Raw genomic sequence first — 20,455 nt, forward strand, 5'->3', positions numbered from 1 at the left:
AACATGCGACGGGCGCGGCTGGCTGCTGGGCTGATGGCGGTCCCGGGGCTCGTGATCGTGCCGGCGGCGGTGGCGATCCAGCTCGGGCTGCCGCCGGCGTGGTCCCCCACCCTGCCCGCCACCCCCGACTACACCGCCGGCCTGGCCTTCCCCCTGGTGGGCGCGTTCCTCCTGGCGCACCAGCCGAAACTCAAGATCGCCTGGCTGATGTACGCGGGCGGCCTCTGCTCGGCCGCCTGCGTGCTGCTGTCGATCCTGATGTTCCGTACGGCCGCCGACGGCGACCTGGCCGCCGCGGGGGTCCTCCGCGACCTGTCCGGATTACCGTGGACGCTCGGCGGCTGCGTCCTGGCCGTCCTCGTCCCGCTCTACGCCCCCGACGGGCGGCTGCCGTCCCCGCGCTGGCGGCCCCTGGTGGCCCTCGCGGTGTTCACGGCCCTGCTCCAGGCGTTCCTGTTCACCGTCCGGCCCGTCCCGGTGCCGCTCGGGAGGCCGCGCCCGGCGGTGATCCCCAACCCGCTGGGCTGGGACCTGTTCGGCTCCTTCCACGACACCCTGTACAACGGGGTGTTCGTGGTCATGGAGCTGTGCATCGTGGCCGCGCTGGCCTCCTTCACGCTGCGGCTGCGCCGCTCCGACCCGGTGACCCGGCGGCAGATCGTGTGGCCGCTGGTCACCTTCGCGCTGTACGTGGTGTTCCTGCTGCTGGGCCCGGACTTCTGGGCGCTCGCCGCGTTCTGGACCACCCTCATCCCTGTCGCGATCATGGTGTCGGTGCTGCGCTACCGCCTGTTCGGCATCGACACCGTGATCAGCCACGCCATCGTGGCCGCCGGGCTGATCGGTGTGGTCAGCGCCGTCTACTTCGGCGTCGGCGCGGTGGCCGGCCTGCTGGTGTCCAGCTACCACCAGGTGGCCGGGCTGGCCGCCGCGCTGTTCGCCGGCGCGTTCTTCCAGCCGCTGCGGCAGTCCCTCCAGCGGCTGTCCGACCGTTTCCTCTACGGCCGGGTCGGCGACCCGCGCCTGCTCGCCGACCGCCTCATCCAGGAGGTGCGGCGGGCCGGCCCGGCCGAGGCGCTCGGCGCGGTGGTCTCCGTGGTCCGGGACGGCCTGGCCGTGTCCGGCGCGGCGGTCGAGGTGATCGACGGCCTGCGGGCGGAGAGCGGTTCCGTCGGGGAGCAGCCCCGGGCCATCGAGCTGGTCTGGCACGGCGAGCCCGTCGGCCGCCTGCTGCTCGGCCCCTGCGGCGCCCGCCGGTTCGCGGTCTCGCACGACGAGCGGGTGATCGCCACGCTCCTGCCGTACGTGGCGGACGTGGCGCACGCCGCGCGGATGGCCGCCGACCTGCAACGGTCCCGGGAGCGCATCCTGGCGGCCCGGGAGGAGGAGCGCCGCCGGCTGCGCCGGGACCTGCACGACGGGCTCGGCCAGACGCTCGGCGCGATGGCCATGACCATCAACATGGCCAGGATGAGCATCACCCGCTCCCCCGGCACCGCCGACGACCTGCTCCAGGACCTGCGCAGCGGCATGGACGCCGTGGCCGGCGACATCCGCGAACTCGTGTACGGCCTGCGCCCGCCCGCCCTGGACGACCTCGGCCTGACCGGCGCCGTGACCTCGCTCGCCACCGAGACGCTGCCCGGCGTGGTCAGGGTCGAGGTGGTGGCCGACGAGCTGGGCGACCTGCCGGCCGCCGTGGAGGTGGCCGCGTACCGGATCGTGCAGGAGGCGGTCACCAACGTGCGGCGGCACGCCCGCGCGGGCCGGGTGCTGATCCTGCTCGCCCGCGAGGACGACCAGCTGGTCGTACGGGTGGAGGACGACGGTGTGGGGCTGCCGGAGGGGCGTCGCGCCGGCGTGGGCACCTCCTCGATGCGGGAGCGGGCCGCCGAGCTGGGCGGCACCTGCGCGATCACCTCGCCCGCGACGGGCGGCACCCTGGTGGAGGCCCGGCTCCCGTCCGTCGTGACCCAGCCGGCGGGACGCCCCGGGGAGACGGGTGCCGAATCGGACAAGGAGAACGCCGCCGACCAGGCAGCACGCTCCTCCTGAACCGATCATTGTGTTCGCCGCCGGAGGCTTTACGCTTACCCATGCGATGGTGATATTTCGTGCGCTGGGCCCGTTCCAAGCGGTCTCGGCCGATCAGGTCCTCGATCTCGGGGGGCAGCGGCAGCAGGCCGTGCTCGCCCGGCTTCTCGTCGCGGGTGGCCGCGCGATCCCGGTGAGCATGCTCATCGACGAGCTCTGGCCGGGCGCGCCCCCCACCCAGGCGCTCTCCACGATCCAGGGGTACGTCTCGCGGCTGCGCCGGGCCCTGGAACCGGACCGGGCGCCACGCGAGGAGGCCGGCGTGCTGGTCTCCGCGCCGCCCGGCTACGCGCTGCGCGCCGGCGTCGAGCAGGTGGACGCCTGGCACTTCGAGAACCTGGTCAAGCAGGACAGCGAGGACCTCGACGAGGTCACCCGCCGGCTGGACACCGCGCTGGCGCTCTGGCGCGGCCCGGCGCTGGCCGAGTTCTCCGAGCTGCCCTGGGCCCAGGCCGAGTCGCTCCGCCTGGACGAGCTGCGGCTGATCGCCGTGGAACGCCGCGCCGACGCCGCCGTACGGCTCGGCCGCGCGGGCGCCCTCATCCCCGACCTGGAGGCGCACGCCTCCGGCTACCCGCTGCGCGAGGAGGCCTGGCGGCTGCTCGCGGTCGCGCTCTACCGGGCCGGCCGGCAGGCCGACGCACTGGGCGCGCTGCGCCGGGCCAGGCAGGTGCTCCGCGAGGAGCTGGGCCTGGACCTCGGCCCCACGCTCCAGCGCCTGGAGCAGGACATCCTCGCCCAGGCCGCGCACCTGGACGCCTCCCCCGCCGCCACGGTCACCGTGCGCTCGGCCGCGGACGCCGAGCCGGGCACGGCCCTGCGGGTGGTGGTGGCCGACGACCAGGCCCTGGTCAGGACCGGCCTGCGGGTGGTGCTGGACAGCGAGCCAGGGCTGGAGCTGGTGGCCGAGGCGGAGAACGGCGAGCAGGCCATCGCCGCCGTACGGCTGACCCGGCCGGACGTGGTGCTGATGGACATCCAGATGCCCCGGCTGGACGGGCTGGCGGCGGCCCGGCGGCTGCTGGCGGCGGAGGACCCGCCGAAGGTGATCATGATGACCACGTTCGGCACCGACGACAACCTGTACTCGGCGCTGCGGGCCGGGGTCAGCGGGTTCGTGCTCAAGACCTCCCCGCCGGAACAGCTGATCGCGGCCATCCGGGCGGCGGTGGCGGGCGACGCGCTGATCGACCCGGCGGTGACCACGCACCTGATCGCGGCCTTCACCGGCCGCGCCGACCCGGCCGCCCCCGCCGGGCTCTCCGATCCGGAGATCGACCTGGTCAGGCTGGTGGCGCGCGGCTTCACCAACCGCCAGATCGCGGTCAGCCTGGCGGTGTCCGAGCAGGCGGTCGCGGACGAGGTGAACGGCCTGCTGAAGCGCCTGGAACTGCTGGACCGGGCGCAGCTGGTGGTGCTCGCGTACGAGTCGGGTCTGGTCAGCCCCGGGTCCTGAACTTATCGTCAAGTTGACGACAAAGAATGGCGGGCCGTAGTCTGGTCGGGTGGCCCAACTGCGTATCGCCCTCGCCCAGACCAACCCCGTCGTCGGCGACCTGGCCGGGAACGCCGACCTGCTGATCTCGTGGACCCGCCGCGCCGCCGACCGCGGCGCGCACCTCGTCGTGTTCACCGAGATGTTCCTCACCGGATACCCGGTGGAGGACCTCGTGCTGCGGAGCTCCTTCGTGGAGGCCTCCATCGCCGGTCTCGAGGCCGCCGCCGCCCGCCTCGCCGCCGAAGGACTCGGCGACCTGCCGGTCGTGGTGGGGTACGTCGACCGGGCCGGCCTGACCCCCCGGGTGGGGCAGCCGAAGGGCGCGCCGCTGGACGCCGCCGCGGTCCTCCACCAGGGCCGGGTGGTGCTGCGGACCGCCAAGCACCACCTGCCCAACTACGGCGTCTTCGACGAGTACCGCTACTTCGTGCGCGGCGACCGGCTGCCCGTCTTCCGGCTGCACGGGGTGGACGTGGCCGTGGCCATCTGCGAGGACCTGTGGCAGGAGGGCGGTCCCGTCTCGGTGGCGCGGGCGGCGGGGGCGGGGCTGCTGGTGGTGCCGAACGCCTCGCCGTACGAGATGGACAAGGACGACGTGCGGTTCGCGCTGTGCGCGCGGCGGGCCAGGGAGGCGGGGTGCGTGCTCGCCTACGCCAACCAGGTCGGCGGGCAGGACGAGCTCATCTTCGACGGGGACTCGCTGGTCGTGTCCGCCGACGGCGAGCTGATCGCGCGGGCCGGGCAGTTCACCGAGGAGCTGCTGGTCACGGACCTGGAACTGCCGGAGGGCTCGGGCGAGCCCGGCGAGTTCCCGGTGGACGCCGGGGACGGGACGGCCATGACGGTCGAGCGGGTGGTGCTGTCGGCGGAGCCGCTGACGTTCCCCGCCGAGCCGCCGGTGGTCGCGGAACGGCTGGACGACCTGGCCGAGGTCTACCGGGCGCTGGTGCTCGGGGTGCGCGACTACGTGGCCAAGAACGGGTTCCGATCGGTCATCCTCGGGCTGTCCGGCGGCATCGACTCGGCGCTGACCGCCACCATCGCGGCGGACGCGATCGGCCCCGAGCGGGTGCACGTCGTGCTCATGCCGTCGCGCTACTCCTCCGACCACTCCATCGAGGACGCCGAGGAGCTGGTCCGCCGCCAGGGGCTGGTGTCGCGGGTGGCGCCCATCGCCGACGTGGTCAACGCCTTCGAGAAGGAGATCGAGCTGACCGGCCTGGCGGCCGAGAACCTCCAGGCGCGGGTGCGCGGCATGCTGCTGATGTCGCTGTCCAACCAGCACGGCCACCTGGTGCTCACCACCGGCAACAAGAGCGAGCTGGCCACCGGCTACTCCACCCTGTACGGCGACTCCGCCGGCGGCTTCGCCCCCATCAAGGACGTGCCCAAGAGCCTGGTGTGGGAGCTGTCCCGGTGGCGCAACACGCAGTCCACGCCGCCGCCCATCCCGGAGAACTCGATCACCAAGGAGCCGAGCGCGGAACTGCGGCCCGGCCAGCGCGACACCGACTCCCTCCCGCCGTACGAGGTGCTGGACCGGCTCCTGGACGACTACGTGGAGCGCGACCTGGGCCGGGAGGAGCTGATCGCGGCCGGGCACGACCCCGACCTGGTGACCCGGGTCATCCGCCTGGTGGACACCGCCGAGTACAAGCGCCGCCAGTACCCCCCGGGCCCCAAGATCAGCCCCAAGAACTTCGGCCGGGACCGCCGCCTCCCCATCACCAACCGGTGGCGGGAAGGGTAACGCGGCTACGCTTGCGCGGACCGGAAGCCGCGCAGGGCCTCGTCGACGATGCGGGAGGCCAGGTCGGGGCTGGGGAGGGCGCCGCCGTGGGAGGCGGCCTTGGTGTACCAGAGCATGGTGCCGGTGAGCATGCCCATCGCCAGTTCGACGTCCAGGTCGGCGCGGAGCTCGCCGGTGGCGACGCCGCGTTCGAGCACCGCGCGCATCGCGGCCCGGCGGGGCTCGATGGCCGTCTGGTGGAAACGTTCGTACAGACGGGGGTGGCGCTCCTGGTCGCTCATCGCGATGTTCATGATGCAGCGGGTGCGCACGTGCAGCGAGTCCTGCCGCATCACGTCCAGATAGGCGACCAGGTCCTCCCTGACCGTGCGGCCGGCGACCACCGGCAGCGGGGCCTTGAGGGTGGCCAGGGCGTCGCCGACCAGCTCCTCCTTGTTGGCCCAGCGCCGGTAGATGGTCGTCTTGCCGACTCCGGCGCGGGCCGCCACGGCCTCGATCGACAGCTCGGACACCGAGGCGCCCTCGCCGATCAGGTCGAGGGTGGCGTCCACGATCGCCTTCTCGGCCCGCTCACTCCGGGGACGCCCCGCGGGCCTGGTGCCCGTCACGCTCATCCGGAGCCTCCTCTCACGTTGTGAAGGTCAAACTACCGCCGATTCCCGCTCCACGTTCACGGGGTTGCCCGCGGCGTGCGACGGGACGTACTTCCCGTCCTTGCCGGGCATCCAGCGCGCCATCACGAACGCGCCGAACAGGGCGACCAGGGCGGAACCGGCCGCCGCCCACTGGATGCCGGTGACGAACGCGTCGTTGGCCGCATGCATCAGCGCCGCGCCCTGCGGGCCCAGGCGCTCGGCCACGGCGGCGGCCCCGGCGATGGACTCGGTCACCGCGTGCGCGGCCTCCGGCGGCAGGCCGGCCACCTGACTCTCCATGCTGCCCCGGTAGCTGGCCGAGAGCGCCGCGCCCAGCACGGCGATGCCGAGCGTGCCGCCGACCTGGCGCACCACGTTGCTCATGGACGAGCCGACCCCGGCCTTCTCCCTGGGCAGCGCGTTCATGATGGCGGTGGTCGCGGTGGGCATGATGTTGGCCATCGCCGCGCCCTGCACGAACCCGAGCACGAGCAGGATCCACAGCGGCGTGTCGGCCTCCACGAACACGTAGCCGGCCAGCGCGAGCGCGATCACCAGCATGGAGACCGAGCCGACGAGCTTGCCGCCGAACCGCTGCGCCACCCGGGCGCTCTGCGGCGCGAACATCAGCTGCGCCACCGCGAACGGCAGCACCAGCGCGCCCGACTCCAGCGGCGAGAAGCCCCGGACGATCTGCCAGTAGAACGCCATGAAGAACAGCACGCCCATGGCCGAGAAGAACACCAGGCCGACGCTGACGATGGCGGTGGTGAAGCCCGCGTCGCGGAAGTTGCGCACGTCGAAGGCCGGGTGGTCGGCACGGCTCTCGTACCAGACGAAACCGGCCAGGATGAGCAGGCCGGCCGCGGACGGGAGGATGACCGTGACGTCGGCGGCCGTGCCCAGTTCGGTGATCCTCACGATGCCGTAGACCAGGCTGACCAGGCCGACGATGGACAGCAGCACGCCGACCGGGTCCAGCGCGGTCTTGTTCGGGTCCTTCGAGTCGGGCACCAGCGTCGCGATGAGCACCACCGCGAGCAGCACGATCGGCACGTTGATCAGGAAGACCGAGCCCCACCAGAAGTGCTCGAGCAGCAGGCCGCCGGTGATCGGGCCGATCGCCACGGCGATGCCGACGCCGCCCGCCCAGATGCCGATGGCCTTGCCGCGCTCCCGGAGCGGGAAGACGTTGGAGATGATCGCCAGGGTGGCCGGCATGATCGCCGCGCCGCCGATGCCCATCAGCGACCTGGCCAGGATCAGCTGCATCGGATCCTGGGCGTACGCGCTGGCCAGCGAGGACAGGCCGAAAAGGATCATGCCGATGAGCAGCATGCGCTTGCGGCCGTAACGGTCGCCCAGCACGCCGAAGGTGAACAGCAGGCCGGCGAAGACGAGCGTGTAGGAGTTCATGGCCCACTCCAGCTCGCTCTGGGTGGCGCCCAACCCGTGGACCGGATCGGCGATCGTCTTGATCGCCACGTTCAGGATGGTGTTGTCGAGCACCACCGCGAGGAGGCTGAACACCATCACGCCGAGGATCTGCCAGCGGCGTGGATGTCCGGTATCGAGTTCCACAGGTTCCCCCAGATATCGAAACGACCTAGTTTCGCAACGACACCGTATCGTATGATCTTTACGATACGCAACGGTCTCGTAAAGCAATCCCCAACGCCCCGGTAATTCCCTCAGGCGAGAACCGGTTCCGGCGCCCGCCGCCAGACCGGCGTGGCCAGGGCGACGACCGCCAGGCCGATCAGACCGGCGCCCGCGAAGGCCCACGGCGGGCCGGCGCCGTCGATGATGGCTCCGGCGACCGGCGCGGCGACGGCGATGCCGATGGTCAGGAAGGTGCCGTGCAGGCCCATGACCTCGCCGCGCACCGCGGTGGGCGCCCACTTGTTGACCATGCTGACGGTGGCCGACTGGGCGGGCGCGCAGAGCAGCCCGCTGGGGATGAGCGCCAGGCAGAGCCACCACCAGCCGCCGCCCACCAGGCCGACGGGGACGGTCAGCGCACAGAGCAGGGCGATCATGACCAGCGGCGAGAACCCGCGCGACAGGCCGCCGTAGACGAACCCGCCGACCAGCGAGGCGAAGCACCAGAGGCTGATGACCGGCCCGATCCAGCCGGTGTCGCCGCTGTCGGTCAGGGTCGCCACGATGGCCAGGTCGGTGGCGGTCAGCACGAAGCAGAGCGTGGAGCCCATCACCAGCACGGAGATCAGCCGGGGCGTCAGCCACTGCCGCCGGGGCACGTGCTCGCCGGTCTCGGCCGCCAGTTCGGCCGCCGACCGGGTGGGCGGGTTCAGCGCGAACAGAGCCAGCCCGGAGCAGAGGAAGCCGACGCCGATCACCCCCATGGCCGTCGTGCCGGACAGCACGGTCACGCCGGTGGCGGCCACCGCCGGGCCGATCATGAACGACAGCTCGGTGGCCATCGAGTCGAGCGCGAACCCGGTCTGGTGGCTCGCCGGAGGCACCATCGCCGCCAGGCACTGCCGGATCACCCCGAACACCGGCAGCATGAGCAGCCCGTTCACCCCGGCCAGCACCAGCAGCGCCGGGTACGGCAACGCCCACGCCGTCACCCAGAACAGGAACTGCGCCAGCATGGTCACCACCACCACGGGCCGCACGCCCCGCTTGTCGATGAACCGGCCCGTGATCGGCGAGCCCACCGCCATGCCGATCGTGGCCGAGGCGCCGACCAGGCCCGCCTGGGTCCACGTCATGCCGAGTTCCTTCACCGTGTGCAACGTCAGCACCAGGCTGGTGGCGGTGTGGGGGAGCCGGGCGAAGAGCCCGACGAGCAGCAGATTCCGTACGCCGGGCTCCGCGAGCACCCGGCGGTAAGGTTCAATTTCCATTTTCGCGACTTACCTCCGCAGGGCATTGTGCCGTGCGGCCCCGGCTGGTCCGCCACCGGATTACCTGGGGTGTCCGGGGTGTTCTGACCTGCTGACGGCATGCAATGATCTGACTGTCCGGGGACGCCACTGGGGCGCCACGAGACCATGGAGGTAGCCATGTCCTCTGCAAACACGTCCGCTGCAAGCACGTCCGCTGCGAACACGGCGCTCTACGGCGGATCCGCCGGGCGCAGGGTCACCGTCCGCGACGTCGCCGCCGCCAAGGCGCGGCACGAGCGCTGGCCGATGGTCACCGCGTACGACGCGATGACCGCGCGGGTCTTCGACGAGGCGGGCATCCCCGTCATGCTCGTCGGCGACTCGGCCGCGATGGTGGTCTTCGGGTACGACTCGACGCTCCCCGTGACCGTCGAGGACCTGATCTCCCTCACCGCGGCCGTCGTCCGGGGTTCCTCCCGGGCCATGGTCGTGGCCGACCTGCCGTTCGGGTCGTACCAGGCCTCGCCCCAGCAGGCCCTGGAGTCGGCGACCCGCTTCATGAAGGAGGCCGGCGCGCACGCGGTCAAGCTGGAGGGCGGCTCCCGCGTCCTCCCGCAGATCGAGGCCCTCGTGTCCGCGGGCATCCCCGTCATGGGGCACCTCGGCCTCACCCCGCAGTCGGTGAACGTCTTCGGCGGCTACCGCGTGCAGGGCCGCGGCCAGTCCGGCGACGAGCTGATGGCCGACGCCAAGGCCCTGGAGCACGCGGGCGCCTTCTCCGTCGTGCTCGAATGCGTGCCCACCGACCTGGCCGACCGCGTCACGGCGGCCCTGTCCATCCCCACCATCGGCATCGGCGCCGGCCCCGGCACCGACGCCCAGGTGCTCGTCTGGCAGGACCTGATGGGCCTGACCGAGCACCCCGCCAAGTTCGTCAAGAAGTACGCCGACCTCGCGGGCGACATGAACCGCGCGGTCCGGGCCTTCGCCGACGACGTGGTGAACGGCGCGTTCCCCACCGCGGAGCACAGCTACAGCTGACCCCCGCGGAGTTCGCCTACAGGGTGGCCGGGTCCGTGTTCGAACCGCACACGACCACGGCCACCCGCTCCCCCGCGCCCGGGACGTAGGCCCCGGACCGGAGGGCCGCCAGGGCCGCCGCGCCCGCGTGCTCGGCGGCCACGTGGTGGTCGCGCCAGAGCGCGTGGCGGGCTTCGACGATGGCCTCGTCGGAGACCAGGACGCTGGTGACGCGCCCGGCCACGGTGTCGTACGCGATGCGGCCGAGCATGCTCGCGCCGAGGGCGTCCGCGCCCACGCCGCTGACGTCGACGCGGACCGGGCCGCCCGCGTCGAGGGCCCGGTGCAGGGTGGGGATACGTTCCGGCTCCACGGCGACCACCTTGGCCCGGCCGTCGAGACCGGCGACGATCCCGGCGGTCAGGCCGCCCCCGCCGACGGCCACCACGACCGTGTCCACGTCACCCGCCTGCGCGAGCAGTTCGATCGCCAGGGTGCCCTGGCCGGCGGCGACGTCGAGCTGGTCGTAGGCGTGGATCTCGGCCGCGCCCGTCTCGGCCGCCCGCTTCTGCGAGGCTTCGAGGGCCTCCTGGTAGATCGCGCCGCCGACCACGACCTCCGCGCCGAGGGCGCGCAGTCCCGCGATCTTCACGGGCGCGCACACCTCGGGCACGAAGATCTCCGCGCGGACGCCCAGGCGGCGGGCCGCGAAGGCGACCGCCAGCCCGTGGTTGCCGCCGCTGGCCGCGATGAAGCCGGCCGCGGGCGGGGTCGCGCCGAGCATGCGGTTGAAGGCGCCCCGGACCTTGAAGGAGCCCGAGTGCTGGAGGCACTCCAGCTTGAGCCATCTGCCGGGTTCGACCTCCAGGACGGGAGTGCGCAGCGCGTACGCCCCGATCCGGTCCGCCGCCCGCTCCACGTCCGCCCGCGTCAGCACCATCCGCGCACTCTAGCCGCTAGCCGAGGGCCTGCTCGAAGTCGGCCCACAGGTCCTCGGCGTGCTCGATGCCGATCGCGACCCGGACCGTGCCCGCGCCGATCCCGGCCTGGGCCAGCTGGGCGTCGTCCAGATGGCGGTGGGAGGTGCTGGCCGGGTGCAGGATCAGGGTCTCCACGCCGCCGAGGGAGGGGGCCAGGAGCGCCAGCCGTACCGCGCTCATGAAGCGCTCGCCGGCCGGGCGGCCGCCGGCCACGTCGAAGGAGAGCACGCCGCCGAAGTCGGGGAGGAGCTTGGCGGCCACGTCGTACGACGGGTGGCCCGGCAGGCCCGGCCAGTGCACCGCCACGACCGCCGGGTGGCCGGCCAGGCGATCGGCCAGCACGCGGGCGTTGGCGCAGTGGCGTTCCATGCGCAGGGCGAGGGTCTGCATGCCGCGCAGGGTCAGCCAGGCCGCGAACGGGTCCGGGGTGGTGCCGAGGGCGCAGGAGTAGGACCAGACCTTCCGGTAGAGGGCGTCGTCGGCGAAGACGGCGATGCCGCCGAGGATGTCGGCGTGGCCGCTCAGGTACTTGGTGGTGGAGTGCACGACGATGTCCGCGCCGTGCTCGATCGGACGGCACAGGATCGGCGAGGCGAAGGTGTTGTCCACCACGGTGGTCAGGCCCGCCTCCCGGGCGGCGGCGCACATCGCGGGCAGGTCGGCGACCTGGGTCATCGGGTTGGCGATGGTCTCCAGGTAGAGCAGCTTGGTCTCCGGCCGTACGGCCTCGCGGACCGCGGCGGGGTCGTCCTCGGCCACGTACGAGACCTGGATGCCGAAGCGCTCGGTGAGGTCGTCGAGCACGTGCGCGGTGCCGCCGTAGAGCGCGTGCTGCGCGATGACGTGGTCGCCGGGCTGGAGCAGGCCGAGCAGGACCGTGTTGATCGCGCCCATGCCGGAGGCCGCGGCCACCGCCGCCGTGCCGCCTTCGAGCCGGGCGACCGCCTCCTCCAGCGACCGGACGGTCGGGTTGGAGTAGCGCCCGTAGACGAACGCGCCGTCGGGGCGGGTCATCCCGTCCGCGAAGACCGCGGGGTCCTCGAACTGGAATCCCGACGTCTGGTAGATCGGCACTGAGATCGGGGAACTTCCGGTCAGCACCGGTTTCGGCTGATGCACAACCTGCGTTTCCGGTCGAAAAGCACTCATATCGCCAAGGATGACTTGAAACCCGGGTCATTGTCAGATCCAATGGCTCGAAATTGGTCTGTTTCCAGAGCCAATGCGATCGCTGAGGGAGCGCACCGGGTGGACGTCGAGCGGATCGTCGCGTGGCTGGGGCGGTGGGCGTCGGGCCGCGGGCCGCTGTATCTGCTGCTCGCCGTACGGCTGCGGGCGCTGATCGACGACGGGCTGCTGCCGCCCGGTTCCGCGCTGCCGCCCGACCGGGTGCTGGCCCGGCGGCTGGCGGTCGGGCGGGGCACCGTGGTCGCCGCGTACGACCTGCTCCAGCAGGAGGGCAGGCTGGTCCGGCGGCAGGGCAGCGGGACCCGGGTGGCCGACGCGGAACTGCCCGCCACCCGGCAGGCGGACGGGGTCGCCAACCCGCTGCTGCTGCACGTGCTCGACCCGCCGGACGGCGTGACCCTGCTGACCTGCGCCGCGCCGGTCGAGCCGCCGCCCGAGCTGATCGAGGCGTACCAGGCGGCGGTGCAGCGGCTGAGCCGGATACGGCACGACATCGGCTACCACCCGGCCGGCCATCCGGAGCTGCGGCGGGCGCTGGCGGCCCACCACCGGCGGCGCGGCCTGCCCACCGAGCCGGACCAGATCCTGGTCACCACGGGCGGGCAGCAGGCCCTCTCCCTGATCACGGCGCTGCTGGTGACCCCGGGCGGCACGGTCAGGACCGAGACCCCGACCTACCCGAGCGCCATCGAGATCTTCCGCGACGCGGGGGCCCTGGTCTCCCCGTGCGACCTCGCCGAGGCGCACGACCGGGGGGTGCTCTCCCCGCGCGAGCCCGAGGTGGGCCGGCCCGCGCTCGCGTACGTGATCCCGACCGCCCACAACCCGACCGGCCTGGTCATGCCCCCGGCGGCGCGGCGGCGGCTGGCCGGGTGGGCGGCCGAGTCCGACACCCCGCTGATCGACGACCAGGTCCCCGCCGACCTCTGCTTCGACGGCGACACCCCGCTCCCCCTCGCCGCGTACGCCAAGGGCGAGCAGCTCATCACCGTGGGCTCGCTCAGCAAACTGATCTGGGGCGGCCTGCGGGTCGGCTGGATCCGGGCCGCCGCCCCCGTGGTCTCCCGCCTGGCCCGCCTGCGCGCCATCCACGACCTGGGCGGGGAGGTGCTGGCCCAGCTCGCCGCCGTCGCCCTCCTGGACCGGGTCGAGGAGATCCGCCGGGACCGCATCGCCATCCTCCGCCGCCGCCACGACCACCTGCGCGCCGAACTCGCCCGCCGCCTCCCCACCTGGTCCTGCGACCCCGCCCACGGCGGCCAGACCCTCTGGGTACGGCTCCCGCGCGGCGACGCCAGCGCCTACAGCCAGCTGGCCGCCCGCCACGGCGTCGCCGTGCCGCCGGGACCGGCCTTCGATTCGGCCGGCGACCACGCGGACCGCCTCCGGCTGCCGTTCACGCACCCGGAGGCCGAGCTGACCCGGTCGGTGGCCCGGCTCGCCGCCGCCTGGGCCGAGTACGACGGCACCCGCCGCCGCGCCGCGCTCCACCCCATGGTCGTCTGAACGGCCGGCTGCGCCCGTTCGCGCTGAGAGGACTTACGCGCCAATTGGGCGATCTCGGGTAAATGCTGTGGGTTATGGACGCGACCTTCGTGCTGGTGCACAGTCCCTCCGTCGGACCCTCGACCTGGACGCCGGTGGCCGGCGCGCTCCGGGCGCGGGGGCGGGCGGCGGTCGTGCCCTCGCTGGTCGACATCGGGACGGGGGCTCCGCCGTACTGGCCGCGGGTGGTGGACGAGGTGACGGCCTCGGCCCCGGCCGGGGCGCTGGTGATCGTGGCGCACAGCAACGCGGGCCTGTTCGTGCCGCTGATCGTGGAGGCCCTGCGCGGCCAGATCGCGAGCTGCCTGTTCGTGGACGCGGCGCTGCCGCCCAGGACCGGCTCCACCCGGGCGGCCGAGCCGGAGCACCTGGCGTTCCTGAGCGCGATGGCCGACGCCGACGGCGTGCTCCCGCGCTGGACCGACTGGTGGCCCGAGGAGGCGGTGGCCGAGCTGGTGCCGGACGAGGCCGTCCGCCGGCAGGTGGTGGCGGAGCAGCCGCGGCTGCCGCTGGCGTACTACGACCAGGAGATCCCGGTGCCCGCGCGGTGGGACCACGTGCGGGGGGCTTACCTGTGGTTCGGGGAGCCGTACGCGCGGGCCGCCAAGGAGGCCGACGAGCGGGGGTGGCCGGTCACCCGCATCCCGGGCGACCACCTGCACCAGGTGGTCGCGCCGGAGCGGGTCGCGGAGTGGCTGATCGCCGCCTCGCTGTGACCGTCAGACGTCGGTGATCCGGAGCCCGGCGTGGGCCTTGTAGCGGCGGTTGATGGAGATCAGGTTGGCGGTCAGGGCCTCGATCTGGTGGGCGTTGCGGAGCCGTCCGCCGTAGATGCCGCGCACGCCGGGGATGCGGGCGGCGAGGGCCTGGACCAGGTCGGTGGCCTCCCGGTCGTCGCCGAGGACCAGGACGTCGAGGTCCACGGTGGCCACGGTGGGGTCGAGCAGCAGAACGGCGGAGACGTGGTGGAAGGCGGCCACCACCCGGCTGTCCGGCAGCAGCGCCGCCGCCTGCTGGGCCGCGCTGCCCTCCTCGACCGCCAGCGCGTACGCGCCCTGCTTGTCGAACCCGAGCGGGTTGACGCAGTCCACGACGATCTTCCCGGCCAGCTCGCCGGCCAGCGCGGACAGGGTGGCCGCGTGGCCGTCCCAGGGCACCGCCACGATCACCAGGTCGGCCTCCGCCGCGACGGCCGCGTTCTCGCCGCCCTCGACCTCCCCCGCGCCGCTCAGCTCGGCGGCGGCCGCGTGCGCCCGGTCGGCGTTCCGCGAACCGATCAGCACGCGGTGCCCGGCCAGCGCGAACCGGTGGGCCAGGCCCTTGCCCTGGTCGCCGGTGCCGCCGAGGATCGCGATGGTCAGGTGCGAAATATCGTTCTGCTCAGCCATAGGCCGATCATGCCAGGCGGCCCGGCGTCCCCCGCCGCCGGGCTCGCGTGGCTCCGGGGGTCAGCAGTTGCTGATCGCCGGCAGGCCGAGCACCCGGGAGGCCAGCCAGGCGATGGCGAGCGGCCCGCCCTCGACCGCGCCCAGCACGTGGCTCGGGGCGGGGACCGACGTCCAGAGCACGTTGGCGCCCCTGCCGCAGTAGTCGCCGCGGAGCCTGCGGCTGACGGCGATCGGGATGATCTCGTCGCCGGTGCCGTGGTAGACGAACATCGGCACCGACGGCCTGCTCCCGCCAAGGCGGTTCTCGGCCAGCCTGGCCTGCCAGTCCGGGCGGTTCATCACGTCCGCGGTGGTCAGTTCGGACAGGTGGCGGCCGGCCAGCTTCGTCCTGATGTCGTCCACGCAGTCGTCCCTGGCGTCGTCGAACAGGGCGGCTCCCTCGGGGGTGAGGTAGCTCTCCAGCGCGAGTTCGGGGTAGGCCGCGTCGAGTCCGACGCCCGCCGCCGCGGCCAGGCCGAAGTCGGGGCCGCCGTCCAGGTTGTCGGCCACCGCCTTCAGGTCCGCCGGTACGCCTCCGGCGGCGACGCCCTTGAGTTTGAGCTCGGGCGCGTACGAGGAGTGCAGCTGCGCCGCCCACCCGGCGGACGAGCCGCCCTGCGAGTAGCCCATGATCACGACAGGGCCGCCGGCCGCCACGTTCGCGCCGGGCGTCCTGGTCGCGGCCCGGATCGAGTCGAGCACGGCCTGGCCCTGCGAGCGGCCCGCCATGTACGTGTGGTCGCCCGGCGTGCCGAGCCCTTCGTAGTCGGTCACCGCGACCGCCCAGCCCTTGAGCAGCAGCAGGCTCATGAACGCCAGCTCCAGCTCGGTGCCCTGGGCCATCGCCCGGGAGGGGGCGCACTGGTCGCCGAGGCCGTGGGTGCCGACGGCGTACCCGACGACGGGGCGTTTCCCGAATAAGTAGGACGCCTTCGGGACGAGCAGGGTGCCGGACACCACGGTGGCGGCGCCGGTCGCGGAGGTGGAGCGGTAGCGCAGGTGCCACGCCTTGACGGGGACTTCGAGCAATCGTCCCGGCGCGAGGTAGACGGTGGTCGGCGTGGCCTCGACGATGTCGCCGGGCGCCGCCGCGGCCGCGGGTGCGGGGAACAGGTGTAACGACAGGAGGGCGCCGATGGCGAGCACGGCGGATCTGACGCGTACGTGCATGGTGAGGCCGCCCCTTCATGGCTGCATGCTCGGTGGGCTGCACTGCTCGGTGGACGGCGCCGTGAGCTTGATGGTTACCCGCCGGTAGGGAACGGTCAAGAGCAGCGGGCGGGAAAAATCTGACAGGCGTCGCCGGCAATGTCACGGAACCCCGCCGTACCCGGTCTGAGCTGGGGCACGATGGAACGCATGGACGCCGGCGCGGTCAGATTCCTGCGGGAGGCCCTCGCCTCCACCGACTGGGTGGCCCGTACCCGCGACTTCGGCCGCACGCTCCGCGCCACCCGCTCCCCCGGCGGCCTGCTGCTGGTCGGCACGCCCGAGCACGAGCCCTGGCACCTGACCGCCCACCTCGACGACGAGGCCCGGCTGTCCGGCCTGGACCAGCTGGCCCCGACCCTGCTCCGCTGGACGCCGCCCCGGGACGCGCCGCCGCACCTGCGGATCGGGCTGGACCGGCTGACCGCCGCCACCCGGGGCGAGACCCTGCTGATCGTCGCGGAGCGGCAGGCCCCCGTCCCGCTCCTGGAACGGGTCGAGGACGCCCGCAGGACCGGCGCGACCATCCTGGCCCTGGACGGCGGCGACCCCGACCTGGAGTCCCTGGCCCACGACGCCCTCACCGTGCCGGCGATCGGCGGCCCGCTCTCCTTCGACGGCGCCCAGCACCTGGTCAGCATGGCCGCCGCCGAGGTCCCCCACCGCGCCACCCTGCGCGAACGCCTGGCCCGCCTGGCCGACCGCGTGACCGGCCCCCGCACGCCGGACTAACTGAGTTCGGTCACCCGCTTCGTCAGCTCCTCCGCCGCCGCCCGCAGCGCCTCGATGACCACGCCCTGCACCGGATCCGGCTCCCCCGACTTCGTACGGCTCACGCGGGTCAGCGCCTCGATCCGCCGCGACCCCACCCCGTGGATGTCGGTGATCACCACATGCCCGAGCGGCACGTCCAGCAGCGCCAGCGTGGGCACGATCGCCACGCCGTGGCCCGCCGCGACCAGGTCCAGCGTCGGCGGGAACTCGGAGATCACGTGCACCCGGCGCGGGGTGAAGCCGTGGAACTGGGCGAGCCGGTCCAGGGCCTGCCCGCAGGACTGGTCCGGCACGCCCGCCACCCAGGGCAGCCCGGCGAGGTCGGCCACCTCGGTGAGCGGGTCGAGCCCCGGCGGCGCGACGATGCGGTACTCGTCGTCGTAGAGGCGGTGGCGGGACATGGACGGCAGCGCGGGCGCGGACTGGTGCATGTCGCGTTCGGTGACCATCAGGTCCACGCCGCCCAGGCGCAGTTCCTGGAGGGCGGGCCCGCCGTAGAGCTCGTGGATGACCGGGGTGACCATCGGATGCTCGGCCGCCAGCCGGGCCAGGGCGGGCACCAGCAGGTGCCGGATGACCGTGGGGAAGGCGGCGATCGTGACCGGTCCCGCCAGGCGTTCGGTGAAGCGGTTGAGCTCGTGTTTGGCCTCGGCCAGCTGCTCCTCGATGCGCTCGCCGTACGCGGAGAGCACGCGGCCGGCGGGGGTGACCGAGATCCGGCGCTGGGAGCGGTCGATCAGGGCGATGCCCACCTCGCGTTCCAGCTGGGCGAGCTGCTGGGAGATCGCGGAGGGGGTCAGGTGCAGGGCCTCGGCGGCCTTCATGACGCCGCCTCTGCGGGCGACCTCGTGCAGAATGCGCAACCGGCGGGGGTCGATCTCCATAAAGCAGAGCTTACGCTGGACTTTAGAATTCTTCACTTGTGCTACACCAGCGCACCCTCCCATGATTGACGCAAATGTCTACATTTATCACCGTTATTGGCATGATCGGGGCCGTCGCCCTGCTGATCGGGTACGGCTTGGTCACGACGTCGCGGCTGTCCGGCGACGGGGTCGCCTACCAGGCGATCAACCTGGGCGGGGCGCTCACCCTGGCGATCAACAGCGGCTATCACGGCGCCTGGCCCTCCGTGATCCTCAACGTCGTCTGGACCGGCATCGGCGCGCTGGCCATCGGAAAGTTCATCGCGAAGCGCGCGGGCGGCCGCGCGGCGAAGGGAGCCTGACATGGCCCTGGTCGAGCTGAGCCACCCCATCACGCCCGGCATGATCACCTACCCGGGCATCCCGGGGCCGGAACTGGGCGTGCACCTCAGCCGCGAGGAGTCCCGCGGCATGTACGCCCCGGGCACCGAGTTCTTCATCGGCACCATCACCCTGGCCGCCAACACCGGCACCTACCTGGACACCCCCTTCCACCGGTACGCCGAGGGCCCGGACCTGACCGGCGTGCCGCTGGACCGCATGGCGGACCTGGACGGCCTGGTCGTGGCCGCCGAGGGCCTCGACGCCGTGGACGTGGACCATCTCAAGGGCCTGGACGTGGCGGGCCGGGCGGTGCTGATCCACACCGGCTGGGACGTTCACTTCGGCACGGACGCCTACTTCTCGGGGCACCCGTACCTGACCGGGGAGGCCGCCGCCTGGCTGGCCGAGGAGGGCGCGGCCCTGGTCGGGATCGACTCGCTCAACATCGACAGCACGCCGCCGCGGGGTTCCCGGCCCGCGCACTCGGCGCTGCTGGCGGCGGGCATCCCGATCGTGGAGCACCTCACCAACCTGGGCGCGCTGCCCGCGGCAGGCTTCCGGTTCCACGCGGCACCGCCCATGATCGCCGGAATGGGCACCTTCCCGGTGCGCGCGTACGCGATCGTGACGTCGATCGTGACGTAGGGAACTAGACGCTGGGGGCGACGGCCATGGCGTTGATGTCGTAGCCGTCGCCGACCACGCGCCAGCCGCGCAGGTCCCGGCTGTGCGGGACGGCCCGGAAGCGGCGGATGCCGTCCTGGGCGGCGACGGCGGGCAGGCCCGAGCCGCGGGCGTCGATCACCGCCTGGTCGGCGTGGCGGGCCGCGCGGCTCAGGGCCATGGCGACGGCGGCGCTCGTGTCGCCCTCACCGAGCACCACGAAGTCGGTGGGCACACCGTCGACCAGGGCGTCGGGACGGTTGCCCAGGCGGCCGCGCGCTCCGGGGGACGTGCCCCCGACGGCGACCACCTCGTGCCCGGACGCGGCCAGGAACTCGGCCACGCGCCGTTCGGCGTCGGAAAAACGACGAGCCCGCTCGTCCACCCGGCTCAGCGCACTGTCCCCCACATCTCCAGCTTCGCAGTTACCAGACGGAAAAATCCCCTATTTCCGGTCAAGGATCAGTCGTCGTCCTCGTCCTGATCCTGGGCCCGCCAGGCCTTGTTCCGTTCGGCCGCCGTCTTCAGGGCGTTGGCCGCCTCGACCTCCGACCCGTACGGACCCATCCGGTCCTTGTTCGGGCAGCCCTTGTCGGGCTCGACGCGCATGTGCTTCAGGCAGAACCACCATTGCTCGTTCACGCCCTCATCCTGCCCCGTCAGGGCGCAACTAGACTTGCCGCATGACCACGCTGCTGCGCCCTGGGCGGATCTCGCCCACCCGGAAGGTTCCCGCCCACATCGAGCGCCCGGAGTATGTGGGGAAGCCGGAGCCCAAGCGCGGCGAATCCGACGTGCAGTCGGCGGAGACCATCGAGCTCATGCGGATCGCGGGCCGGATCGCGGCCCAGGCCCTGGAGGAGGTGGGCAAGCACGTCGCGCCCGGCGTCACCACCGACGAACTCGACCGCATCGGCCACGAGTTCCTGTGCGACCACGACGCCTACCCGTCCACGCTCGGCTACCGCGGCTACCCCAAGTCGCTGTGCACGTCGATCAACGAGGTCATCTGCCACGGCATCCCCGACGACACGGTGCTGAACGAGGGCGACATCGTCAACGTGGACATCACCGCGTACATCGGGGGTGTGCACGGCGACACCGACGCCACCTACCTGGTGGGCGAGGTGGACGAGGAGTCCCGCCTGCTGGTCGAGCGCACCCGGGAGGCCACCAACCGCGCCATCAAGGCCGTCGCGCCGGGCCGCCAGCTCAACATCGTGGGCCGCGTCATCGAGGCGTACGCGAAACGCTTCGGCTACGGGGTGGTCCGCGACTTCACCGGCCACGGCATCGCCCGCTCCTTCCACTCCGGCCTGATCGTCCCGCACTACGACGACCCCTCGCTGGCCGTCACGCTGGTGCCCGGCATGACCTTCACCATCGAGCCCATGCTGACGCTCGGCACGATCGACTACGAGATCTGGCCTGACCGCTGGACCGCCGTCACCCAGGACCGCAAGCGGACCGCCCAGTTCGAGCACACCATCCTGGTCACCGAGACCGGCCACGAAATCCTGACCCTGCCCTGATACACACTGCCCTGATTCAACAGCCGGGGGCCTCC

At 72.7% G+C, this 20,455-nt stretch carries 20 protein-coding genes; 10 read left to right on the forward strand and 10 right to left on the reverse strand.

Features of this window, described 5'->3' with window-relative positions; all coding sequences use genetic code 11:
* The first annotated feature begins 3 nt into the window (after nucleotides 1-3).
* From Aph01nite_RS19175 to Aph01nite_RS19185, 3 genes are read left to right on the forward strand one after another with little or no spacing between them, the layout of a single operon-like run.
* Nucleotides 4-2,055 carry a sensor histidine kinase gene (locus Aph01nite_RS19175; RefSeq protein ID WP_204042283.1) on the forward strand — a complete coding sequence of 684 codons (2,052 nt, stop codon included), beginning with the start codon at nucleotides 4-6 and terminating at the stop codon, nucleotides 2,053-2,055.
* A gap of 46 nt (nucleotides 2,056-2,101) precedes the next feature.
* Nucleotides 2,102-3,550: a BTAD domain-containing putative transcriptional regulator gene (locus tag Aph01nite_RS42485; RefSeq protein ID WP_204042284.1), complete on the forward strand. Its 1,449-nt coding sequence runs from the start codon at nucleotides 2,102-2,104 to the stop codon at nucleotides 3,548-3,550.
* A gap of 49 nt (nucleotides 3,551-3,599) precedes the next feature.
* Nucleotides 3,600-5,342, forward strand: coding sequence for an NAD+ synthase (locus tag Aph01nite_RS19185; protein WP_204042285.1), 1,743 nt, complete (start codon nucleotides 3,600-3,602; stop codon nucleotides 5,340-5,342).
* A 5-nt stretch (nucleotides 5,343-5,347) separates the two neighbouring features.
* Here Aph01nite_RS19185 and Aph01nite_RS19190 read toward each other — a convergent pair whose 3' ends face one another.
* From Aph01nite_RS19190 to Aph01nite_RS19200, 3 genes are all read right to left on the reverse strand, one after another.
* Nucleotides 5,348-5,956, reverse strand: coding sequence for a TetR/AcrR family transcriptional regulator (locus Aph01nite_RS19190; protein ID WP_204042286.1), 609 nt, complete (start codon nucleotides 5,954-5,956; stop codon nucleotides 5,348-5,350).
* A 27-nt stretch (nucleotides 5,957-5,983) separates the two neighbouring features.
* Nucleotides 5,984-7,558, reverse strand: a complete 1,575-nt coding sequence (locus Aph01nite_RS19195) for a DHA2 family efflux MFS transporter permease subunit (RefSeq protein ID WP_204042287.1) — start codon at nucleotides 7,556-7,558, stop codon at nucleotides 5,984-5,986.
* Nucleotides 7,559-7,668: 110 nt separating this feature from the next.
* Entirely contained in the window at nucleotides 7,669-8,850 is a 1,182-nt protein-coding gene (locus Aph01nite_RS19200; RefSeq protein ID WP_204042288.1) for an MFS transporter, read from the reverse strand.
* A gap of 159 nt (nucleotides 8,851-9,009) precedes the next feature.
* On the opposite strand from Aph01nite_RS19200, the gene panB reads away from it, so the two are divergent.
* The gene (gene panB, locus Aph01nite_RS19205) at nucleotides 9,010-9,873 is read left to right on the forward strand and encodes a 3-methyl-2-oxobutanoate hydroxymethyltransferase (RefSeq protein ID WP_204042289.1); all 864 of its coding nucleotides are present in this window, start codon (nucleotides 9,010-9,012) and stop codon (nucleotides 9,871-9,873) included.
* Nucleotides 9,874-9,889: 16 nt separating this feature from the next.
* Here panB and Aph01nite_RS19210 read toward each other — a convergent pair whose 3' ends face one another.
* Entirely contained in the window at nucleotides 9,890-10,792 is a 903-nt protein-coding gene (locus tag Aph01nite_RS19210) for a serine/threonine dehydratase (protein ID WP_204042290.1), read from the reverse strand.
* 16 nt (nucleotides 10,793-10,808) lie between these two features.
* Nucleotides 10,809-11,981: a trans-sulfuration enzyme family protein gene (locus Aph01nite_RS19215; protein ID WP_204042291.1), complete on the reverse strand. Its 1,173-nt coding sequence runs from the start codon at nucleotides 11,979-11,981 to the stop codon at nucleotides 10,809-10,811.
* A gap of 99 nt (nucleotides 11,982-12,080) precedes the next feature.
* Here Aph01nite_RS19215 and Aph01nite_RS19220 point away from each other — a divergent pair, with 99 nt between their 5' ends.
* Together Aph01nite_RS19220 and Aph01nite_RS19225 are read left to right on the forward strand one after the other, a co-directional pair.
* The gene (locus Aph01nite_RS19220) at nucleotides 12,081-13,526 is read left to right on the forward strand and encodes an aminotransferase-like domain-containing protein (protein ID WP_239161809.1); all 1,446 of its coding nucleotides are present in this window, start codon (nucleotides 12,081-12,083) and stop codon (nucleotides 13,524-13,526) included.
* Between the two features lie 74 nt (nucleotides 13,527-13,600).
* Nucleotides 13,601-14,281, forward strand: coding sequence for an alpha/beta hydrolase (locus Aph01nite_RS19225; RefSeq protein WP_239161810.1), 681 nt, complete (start codon nucleotides 13,601-13,603; stop codon nucleotides 14,279-14,281).
* A 3-nt stretch (nucleotides 14,282-14,284) separates the two neighbouring features.
* Here Aph01nite_RS19225 and npdG read toward each other — a convergent pair whose 3' ends face one another.
* Nucleotides 14,285-14,953, reverse strand: a complete 669-nt coding sequence (gene npdG, locus Aph01nite_RS19230) for an NADPH-dependent F420 reductase (protein WP_204042293.1) — start codon at nucleotides 14,951-14,953, stop codon at nucleotides 14,285-14,287.
* A 60-nt stretch (nucleotides 14,954-15,013) separates the two neighbouring features.
* Nucleotides 15,014-16,162: a lipase family protein gene (locus Aph01nite_RS19235; protein ID WP_204042294.1), complete on the reverse strand. Its 1,149-nt coding sequence runs from the start codon at nucleotides 16,160-16,162 to the stop codon at nucleotides 15,014-15,016.
* Between the two features lie 189 nt (nucleotides 16,163-16,351).
* On the opposite strand from Aph01nite_RS19235, the gene Aph01nite_RS19240 reads away from it, so the two are divergent.
* A complete protein-coding gene (locus Aph01nite_RS19240; protein WP_204042333.1) occupies nucleotides 16,352-16,933 on the forward strand; it encodes a hypothetical protein in 582 nt (193 codons plus the stop codon).
* Here Aph01nite_RS19240 and Aph01nite_RS19245 read toward each other — a convergent pair.
* Complete coding sequence (locus Aph01nite_RS19245) at nucleotides 16,930-17,859, reverse strand: LysR family transcriptional regulator (protein ID WP_204042295.1); 930 nt, start codon at nucleotides 17,857-17,859, stop codon at nucleotides 16,930-16,932. The genes Aph01nite_RS19240 and Aph01nite_RS19245 overlap by 4 nt on opposite strands.
* Before the next feature lie 101 nt (nucleotides 17,860-17,960).
* Between Aph01nite_RS19245 and Aph01nite_RS19250 the strand changes: the two genes are divergently transcribed.
* A complete protein-coding gene (locus Aph01nite_RS19250) occupies nucleotides 17,961-18,203 on the forward strand; it encodes a CBU_0592 family membrane protein (protein ID WP_239161811.1) in 243 nt (80 codons plus the stop codon).
* Between the two features lies 1 nt (nucleotide 18,204).
* Nucleotides 18,205-18,870: a cyclase family protein gene (locus Aph01nite_RS19255; RefSeq protein WP_204042297.1), complete on the forward strand. Its 666-nt coding sequence runs from the start codon at nucleotides 18,205-18,207 to the stop codon at nucleotides 18,868-18,870.
* A gap of 4 nt (nucleotides 18,871-18,874) precedes the next feature.
* Here the strand turns inward: Aph01nite_RS19255 and Aph01nite_RS19260 are convergent, their stop codons facing one another.
* Entirely contained in the window at nucleotides 18,875-19,297 is a 423-nt protein-coding gene (locus Aph01nite_RS19260) for a CdiA C-terminal domain-containing protein (protein WP_204042298.1), read from the reverse strand.
* Nucleotides 19,298-19,350: 53 nt separating this feature from the next.
* The gene (locus Aph01nite_RS19265; RefSeq protein WP_204042335.1) at nucleotides 19,351-19,530 is read right to left on the reverse strand and encodes a hypothetical protein; all 180 of its coding nucleotides are present in this window, start codon (nucleotides 19,528-19,530) and stop codon (nucleotides 19,351-19,353) included.
* Nucleotides 19,531-19,571: 41 nt separating this feature from the next.
* On the opposite strand from Aph01nite_RS19265, the gene map reads away from it, so the two are divergent.
* Nucleotides 19,572-20,420 (forward strand): type I methionyl aminopeptidase, encoded by an 849-nt coding sequence (map, locus tag Aph01nite_RS19270; protein WP_204042299.1) that lies wholly within the window; start codon nucleotides 19,572-19,574, stop codon nucleotides 20,418-20,420.
* Nucleotides 20,421-20,455 lie beyond the last annotated feature (35 nt).

Source organism: Acrocarpospora phusangensis (assembly GCF_016862995.1).
In the GTDB taxonomy this organism is placed as follows: domain Bacteria; phylum Actinomycetota; class Actinomycetes; order Streptosporangiales; family Streptosporangiaceae; genus Acrocarpospora; species Acrocarpospora phusangensis.